Below are 6506 nucleotides of genomic sequence, written 5' to 3'. Positions count from 1 at the left end.
CCCGGAGCCGGACCGTCCCGTCCCGCCCGCGGCCGGGCACGGAGACGACCACGGTGGCACCGAGGAGGTCCCACGGGACGCGGAACGCACCGGGACGGTCTTCGAGTTCGAACCGCCGCCCGCGTCCGGGTCCGCGCCGTCGTCGGAGACGGCGACCTCCTCGGCGTCCACCGGGCCCAGCCCCGACCCGTCCGCCGGGGCCGGCGGTGCCTCGGCGGTGGCCGGCTCCTCGGCGCCACCGGGGCCGGCGGGCGCCCCGGTGGACCCCGGCCCCGGGTACCCCGACCCGTTGGCCGACCGCGCCGAGGCCGCCACGTCCTCGGGCATCCCGCCGGCGACCCTGCTGGGGTTGGCGGCCGTGGTGGTCATCGTGGCGGCGGGTACGGCGACGGCGGTGCGGCGACGACGCGCCGAACAGCACCACCCGTGACTTCCCGGTTCCCCGAGCGAGGCCGGCTCCCGAGGACGCTGCACCCGGGCGCGTGGTGGTTGTGGGCCCTCGGGTTGGCCACCGCGGCCAGCCGTACGACGAACCCGGTGTTGCTGGTCCTGATCATCGCCGTCGCCGGGCTCGTGGTGGCCCGGCGACGGGGTGACGCGCCGTGGGCGTTGGCGTTCCGCCTGTACCTGCTGCTGGGTGCGTTCATCGTGTTCTCCCGGGTGCTGTTCCGGGTGGTCTTCGGCGGCGGCCAGGGGGACCACATCCTGTTCACCCTGCCCGAGATCCCGCTGCCCGCGTGGGCGGCGGGCATCCGCCTGTTCGGACCGGTGGCGGTGGAACAGCTGCTCGGCGGCCTCTACGACGGGCTGCGGTTGGCCACGATGGTGGTCTGCATCGGGGCGGCCAACGCGCTGGCCAACCCCAAGCGGCTGTTGAAGGCGGTCCCTGGTGCCCTCTACCAGGTGGGCTCGGCCGTCGTGGTCGCCCTGTCGGTGGCCCCGCAGCTGGTGGAGAGCGTGCTGCGGGTGCGGCGGGCGCGGCGCCTGCGGGGTGGCCGCCAGCGGGGGATGCGCGCGCTGCGGGGCATCGTCATCCCGGTGCTCGCGGACGCGATGGACCGTTCGCTGGCCCTGGCCGCCGCGATGGACTCCCGGGGGTACGGCCGGGTGGGGACGCTGTCCCCCCGGGCGCGGCTGGTCACCGGGGTGCTGGTGCTCGGCGGCCTGGTCGGGGTGTGCGTCGGGGTGTACGGGCTGATGGACGGGTCCGCCCCCCGGCAGTTGGGGCTGCCCATGCTGCTGGCCGGGACGGCGGTGGCGGCCGCGGGGTTGTTGTGGGGTGGCCGGCAGGTGCGGCGCAGCGTGCACCGCCCGGACCGGTGGCGGCTCGGGGAGGTCCTCGTCGTCTGCTGCGGGATCGGGTCCGGCGGCCTGCTCTACCTGACCAGCCAGGTCGACGCGGCGAACCTGTACCCGTCGCTGAACCCGTTGGCCTGGCCGGAACTGGCGTTGCTGCCCTCACTGGCCGTCCTGGTCGGGGTGCTGCCGGCATGGCTGGCACCCCCACCGGAACTGTCGTCGCCCCCGGCCGGCGGTTGGGACGAACGGCGACCGGCGAGCAGCGGTGTCCCGGCCCGGGTCGGGGGTAGCGCGGAGGGCACCGCCGGGCTGACCGCCGCCGGCGCGGAACCCGTGGTGCCCGCTCACCGGACCGGCGGCGGAGGGGACGGGGAGCCGCCGGGGCCACCGTCGAGGGCCCAGGAGAGGACGACACCCTGATGATCGAGTTCGACCGGGTCACGGTCCACTACCCCGAGGCTGCCGAGCCCGCGTTGCGCGAGGTGGACCTCACCGTAGGGGAGGGGGAGCTGTGCCTGGTGGTGGGTCGCACCGGGGCTGGGAAGTCCACCCTGCTCGGTGCGATCAACGGGTTGGTGCCGCACTTCACCGGCGGGCACCTGCACGGTGAGGTGCGGGTGGGTGGCGTGTCCACGGCGAGCCGACCGCCCCGGGAGTTCGCGCACCTCGTGGGGCGGGTGGGGCAGGACCCCCTGGCGGGTTTCGTCACCGACACCGTCGAGGACGAACTCGCCTACACGATGGAGCAGCTGGGGGTCCGACCCGAGGTGATGCGGAAACGGGTCGAGGAGACGCTGGACCTGTTGGGGATCGCCGAGTTGCGACGCCGCCCCCTGCGCACGCTCTCCGGCGGCCAACAGCAGCGGGTGGCGATCGGAGCCGTCCTCACCGCACACCCCGCCGTGCTGGTGCTCGACGAGCCCACGTCGGCGCTCGACCCCACCGCCGCCGAGGACGTGTTGGCGGCGATCACCCGCCTGGTGCACGACCTCGGGGTGACCGTGGTCGCGGCGGAGCACCGGATGGAACGGGTCGTGCAGTACGCGGACCGGCTCGTCCACCTGCCCGGGGACGGCTCGGTGCTCGTCGGATCCCCCTCGGAGGTCCTGGACGTCTCCTCGGTCGCCCCGCCCGTCGTGGAACTGGGCAGGCTCGCCGGGTGGCGGCCGCTGCCGCTGTCGGTGCGGGACGCCCGCCGCCGGGCGGCGGGGTTGCGGGAGCGGCTCCGGGACCAGCCGCGCCCGGTCAGGGGTCGGGCACCGGTTGGCGCCGACGACCAGCCGAGGCTGGTCGCGCGACGGGTGGTCGTCCGTTACGCCAGGCTTCCCGCCGTCCGGGAGGTGTCGGTCGAGCTGGCCCCGGGGGCGGTGGTGGCGCTGATGGGTCGCAACGGCTCCGGGAAGTCCTCGCTGCTGTGGGCGCTCCAGGGTTCCGGACCCCGGCAGGGGGGCACCGTCTCCGTCGACGGCACGGACCCAAAGGAGGTCGGCGCGGCCGAGGCGCGGGCACTGGTGGGCCTGGTGCCGCAGACGCCGGGAGACCTGTTGTACCTGGAGACGGTGGCCGAGGAGTGCGAGCAGGCAGACCGGGAGTCCGAGGCACCCGAGGGCACCTGTCGACGGCTGCTCGACCGGTTGACCCCGGGCATCCCCCCCGACCTGCACCCGAGGGACCTGTCGGAGGGGCAGCGGTTGTCCCTGGTGTTGGCGGTGCAGCTGACCGCCGCACCCGCCGTCGTGCTGCTGGACGAACCCACCCGGGGACTCGACTACCACGCCAAGGCGAACTTCGGCGCCCTGGTGCGGGAGTTGGCCTCGGAGGGCAGGGCGGTGCTGCTGGCCACCCACGACGTCGAGTTCGTCGCCGGGGTGTCCGACCGGGTCGTGGTGCTCGCCGAGGGCGAGGTCGTGGCCGACGGTCCGACCGCCGAGGTGGTGGTCGCCTCCCCGGCGTTCGCGCCGCAGGTGGCGAAGGTGCTCAGCCCGCAACCCTGGCTGACCGTCTCCGAGGTGCGGGACGCGCTCGCGGGGGCGGAGGCGCGGGTATGACGGGGGACGGCCACCGCCCCGAGGTGCCGACCGGCGCCGGACACGGTGCCGAGGGCGCGACCAGTCGTTCTGGTGCGGGAGAGGTGGGGGCCGGGGCCCCCGGGCGACCCAGCTCCGGGAGCGCCGCCGCGGGTCGGTCGGAGTCGCCGCGCCCACCGGCTCCGGAGGCGGCGGCCTCCGGAGCGGGAGACGAACACGAGACCCGTCCCCCAGCGGCGGACCCGCGACCGGCGGACCGGGGGGACGACGGTGGTCGAACGCCGCGCGGGCGGTCCACCGGCTCGGTCGGCCCCACCGGGGAACCGGACGTGGCCGACCCGCGACCCCCGAACGGCCCGCCCCGGGTGGTGCGGATCGCGCCCCGCACCGCCGTTGTCCTCGCGCTGGCGTCCCTGGCGGGCTTCGCGATGTTCTTCTGGCCGCTGTTCGCCGCACCGGAACCGGAGGCGATGGCGCACAGCGCCGACGCCCCCCTGATCTTCGTCGTGGTGCTGCCGGTGCTCATCGGCATCGTGCTGGCCGAACTGTCGAGCGGGGGCATCGACTCGAAGGCGCTGGCGATGCTCGGCGTGCTGTCGGCGATCAACGCCGCCCTGCGACCGCTGGGCGCGGGAACCGCGGGCATCGAGACGGTGTTCTTCATGCTGGTGCTGGCGGGCCGCGTCTTCGGACCGGGTTTCGGGTTCGTCCTCGGGTCGACCTCGCTGTTCGCCTCGGCCCTGCTGACGGCGGGGGTCGGTCCGTGGCTCCCCTTCCAGATGCTCGCCTCCTCCTGGGTCGGTCTGGGAGCCGGGCTGCTGCCCCGCCGGGTCCGGGGCAGGTGGGAGATCGTGATGCTCGCCGGGTACGGCGCGTTCTCCGCCTACTTCTTCGGGTTCGTCATGAACATGTGGTTCTGGCCGTTCACCGCCGGGATCGACACCCAGTTGTCCTTCGTCCCGGGGGACCCGGTGGTGGAGAACCTGCACCGCTTCGTGATCTTCACCCTCTACACCTCCACCTTCGGGTGGGACACCGGACGGGCGCTGACCAACGTGCTCGCGATCACGCTGGTCGGCGCCGCCGTGCTGGCGGTGTTGCGCCGCGCCGCCCGGCGGGCGGCCTTCCACGCCCCGGTCAGCTTCGACCGGGGCTGACCCGTCCCGCTCCGGGGGAACGGGACGGCGGGCAGGAGTACTCCGGGGATCGGCCCGGCGACCTCGTTCCGGCCGGATGCGACGGCGTCGCGGGTGCTCAGTTCGAGGGCGTATTCGGTGGACCGGGGTGCCGGAACAGCCCAGGACCGGGGCCGGCGGATCGCGGTTCGGGCCGCGGCCGCGCGGCGAACGACCTGGCGGCCGACGGGACCAGTGCCGCGTTCACGGCGAGGAACTCGGCTAGCGGCACCAGGTGGACCCACCCCCGCGGCTCGGGTCGAGCAGCGCGGCGAGTTCAGCGGGGAGGGAGGACGCGGGTCGCGGTCCGCGCGAACCAGGCCGGCCAGACGCGCGAGGTGGGGACCACGACCCGACGCGGCGCGGGACAACCTCGACCGAAGGGCGGCGGACCGCCACGGCTGTCTAGGCCGGATCAGGGTCGAAGGGCTTGCGCAGCCGGCGCATTCCGGCCTCGCTGTGGTCAACGGGAGGGTGGTACTGCTCGGGGATGGTCCGGGTGTTCTCGGGTTCGGCGAACTGGACCGGACTTACCGTGCCCTGAGCGCGGGTCCACGCGCCGGCCTCCGGTGTCCGGTCGGAGCCCCGGTCGGAGAACTGACCGGGGGCCGGGCCGCCACGGCGCTGGGGGCGCGGGCGGTGCAGCGGTGTCGATGTGGTGATGGCGTTCCTTCCTTGTCCCGCGGCCGGTCCAGGACCGGTACGGGCGGTGTGTGGCGGCCGGGAGCGGGTTGCCCCGTGGCCGGAAGCACCGGTGGCTCCCCACCCGAGCGGGAGGGGAGCCACCGGACGAGCGCGCGAGGCGTCAGACCACGCGCACGACGTCGGCCTGGGGGCCCTTCGGGCCCTGGCTGGCCTCGAAGGACACGTGCTGGTCCTCTTCCAGGCTGCGGAATCCGTTGCCGTCGATCGCCGAGTAGTGCACGAACACGTCCGGCCCGCCCTCGTCCGGAGCGATGAAACCGAAGCCCTTTTCCGAATTGAACCATTTCACGGTTCCGTTGGTCATGATTGTCTCCTCCTGGGAGCTGGTGCGAGGCGGGTGCCCACCGGTCGTGGACACCCGGGCCGGGGATTTCAGACGACACCCACTCCAGCTGCGACCAAAGAGGAGAACTCGCCCGCATCGACATCCTGCGAGCATGTATGAACACGAACCCAGAAACAACGGCCACCACCGAGCCTACACGTCACCCGGCCACCGTCAACCCGAATGCCCGGCGTGATCATTCGTTCGGCGGGCCGGAAAGGGTTCTGGCGGGCGCGTGGGGTGGGCGCTCGACGCGGACGGACCAAGGCGCCGAAGAACGCGGGATGCCCCTGCGGGCCAGGCCCGCCGCCGGCACGCCTGGCCGACCGCCACGAACGTCGGGAGGAACCGCGGTGGCCATCCCCGAACGCGAGCCACCAACCCCGCCCCCTGCACGGCCCCCGGGAGCCCGCACACCAGGCCGGGGATCGGTCCTCCGCGCGCCAGCGACCCCGGAAGTGGTCCGCGACCACGGAGGTTCCGCCTCCGCCCTGGTGGGAGTCACCGGTGGCGCCGCACACCGGGAGCCGGCGTGCCATGACCACCGCCGTACGCGGTCCGGCGTGGCGCGGCGTCCGGGGCGAGCGCCCGATCCCGCCCGCGCGGCGCAGGGGGCGGGCGTGGCGGGCGAGCGCGGGCGAGCGGGAGCCACCTCACCTGGATCGACGAGACCCGTGGTCGTCGGGGTGGGCACTCATCGGTGGGCGAGCCGGCACTCCTGCTCGTCGCGGGCGAACGTCGGATGGCACGGGAGCCGAGGGAACCAGGCGCGCGCAGGCGCACGACCGCCCGGCGTCGCCGCTTCCTCCCACTCCCTGCCAGCACGGCCCCGGTCCACCGGGCGGAGCAGGACCGGGGATGGCCAAGGCCCCGGCAGGACGGGACCTACGTCCCTGATCAACAGCGGGCCGTTCTGGTTTGCTCAGTCATGCCGGCCGGCGCGGAGGACACGGTCCCGGACACGCGGCGGGGAGG

4 protein-coding genes and 1 pseudogene are annotated in these 6506 nt (G+C 74.4%); 4 read left to right on the top strand and 1 reads right to left on the bottom strand.

Annotation, left to right across the window (positions count from 1 at the left end; genetic code table 11):
- The 4 genes and pseudogenes from ACTIDRAF_RS0212540 to ACTIDRAF_RS33805 all read left to right on the top strand — a co-directional run.
- Positions 1–430, top strand: a pseudogene (locus ACTIDRAF_RS0212540) (hypothetical protein); the annotation flags it as partial.
- Entirely contained in the window at positions 427–1719 is a 1293-nt protein-coding gene (locus tag ACTIDRAF_RS0212535; RefSeq protein WP_016699092.1) for a CbiQ family ECF transporter T component, read from the top strand. The pseudogene ACTIDRAF_RS0212540 and the gene ACTIDRAF_RS0212535, both read left to right, overlap by 4 nt.
- The gene (locus tag ACTIDRAF_RS0212530) at positions 1719–3347 is read left to right on the top strand and encodes an ABC transporter ATP-binding protein (RefSeq protein ID WP_016699091.1); all 1629 of its coding nucleotides are present in this window, start codon (positions 1719–1721) and stop codon (positions 3345–3347) included. The genes ACTIDRAF_RS0212535 and ACTIDRAF_RS0212530 overlap by 1 nt, the downstream gene beginning before the upstream one ends.
- Before the next feature lie 308 nt (positions 3348–3655).
- Positions 3656–4483, top strand: coding sequence for an ECF transporter S component (locus ACTIDRAF_RS33805; RefSeq protein WP_245533522.1), 828 nt, complete (start codon positions 3656–3658; stop codon positions 4481–4483).
- Between the two features lie 823 nt (positions 4484–5306).
- Here the strand turns inward: ACTIDRAF_RS33805 and ACTIDRAF_RS0212520 are convergent.
- Positions 5307–5510 (bottom strand): cold-shock protein, encoded by a 204-nt coding sequence (locus tag ACTIDRAF_RS0212520; protein ID WP_016699088.1) that lies wholly within the window; start codon positions 5508–5510, stop codon positions 5307–5309.
- Positions 5511–6506: the final 996 nt, after the last annotated feature.

The sequence above is a fragment of the Actinoalloteichus spitiensis RMV-1378 genome, from assembly GCF_000239155.1.
Lineage (GTDB): Bacteria > Actinomycetota > Actinomycetes > Mycobacteriales > Pseudonocardiaceae > Actinoalloteichus_B > Actinoalloteichus_B spitiensis.
Note: the sequence above shows the minus strand (reverse complement) of the source record. Positions and strands in the feature narration are given on the sequence as shown.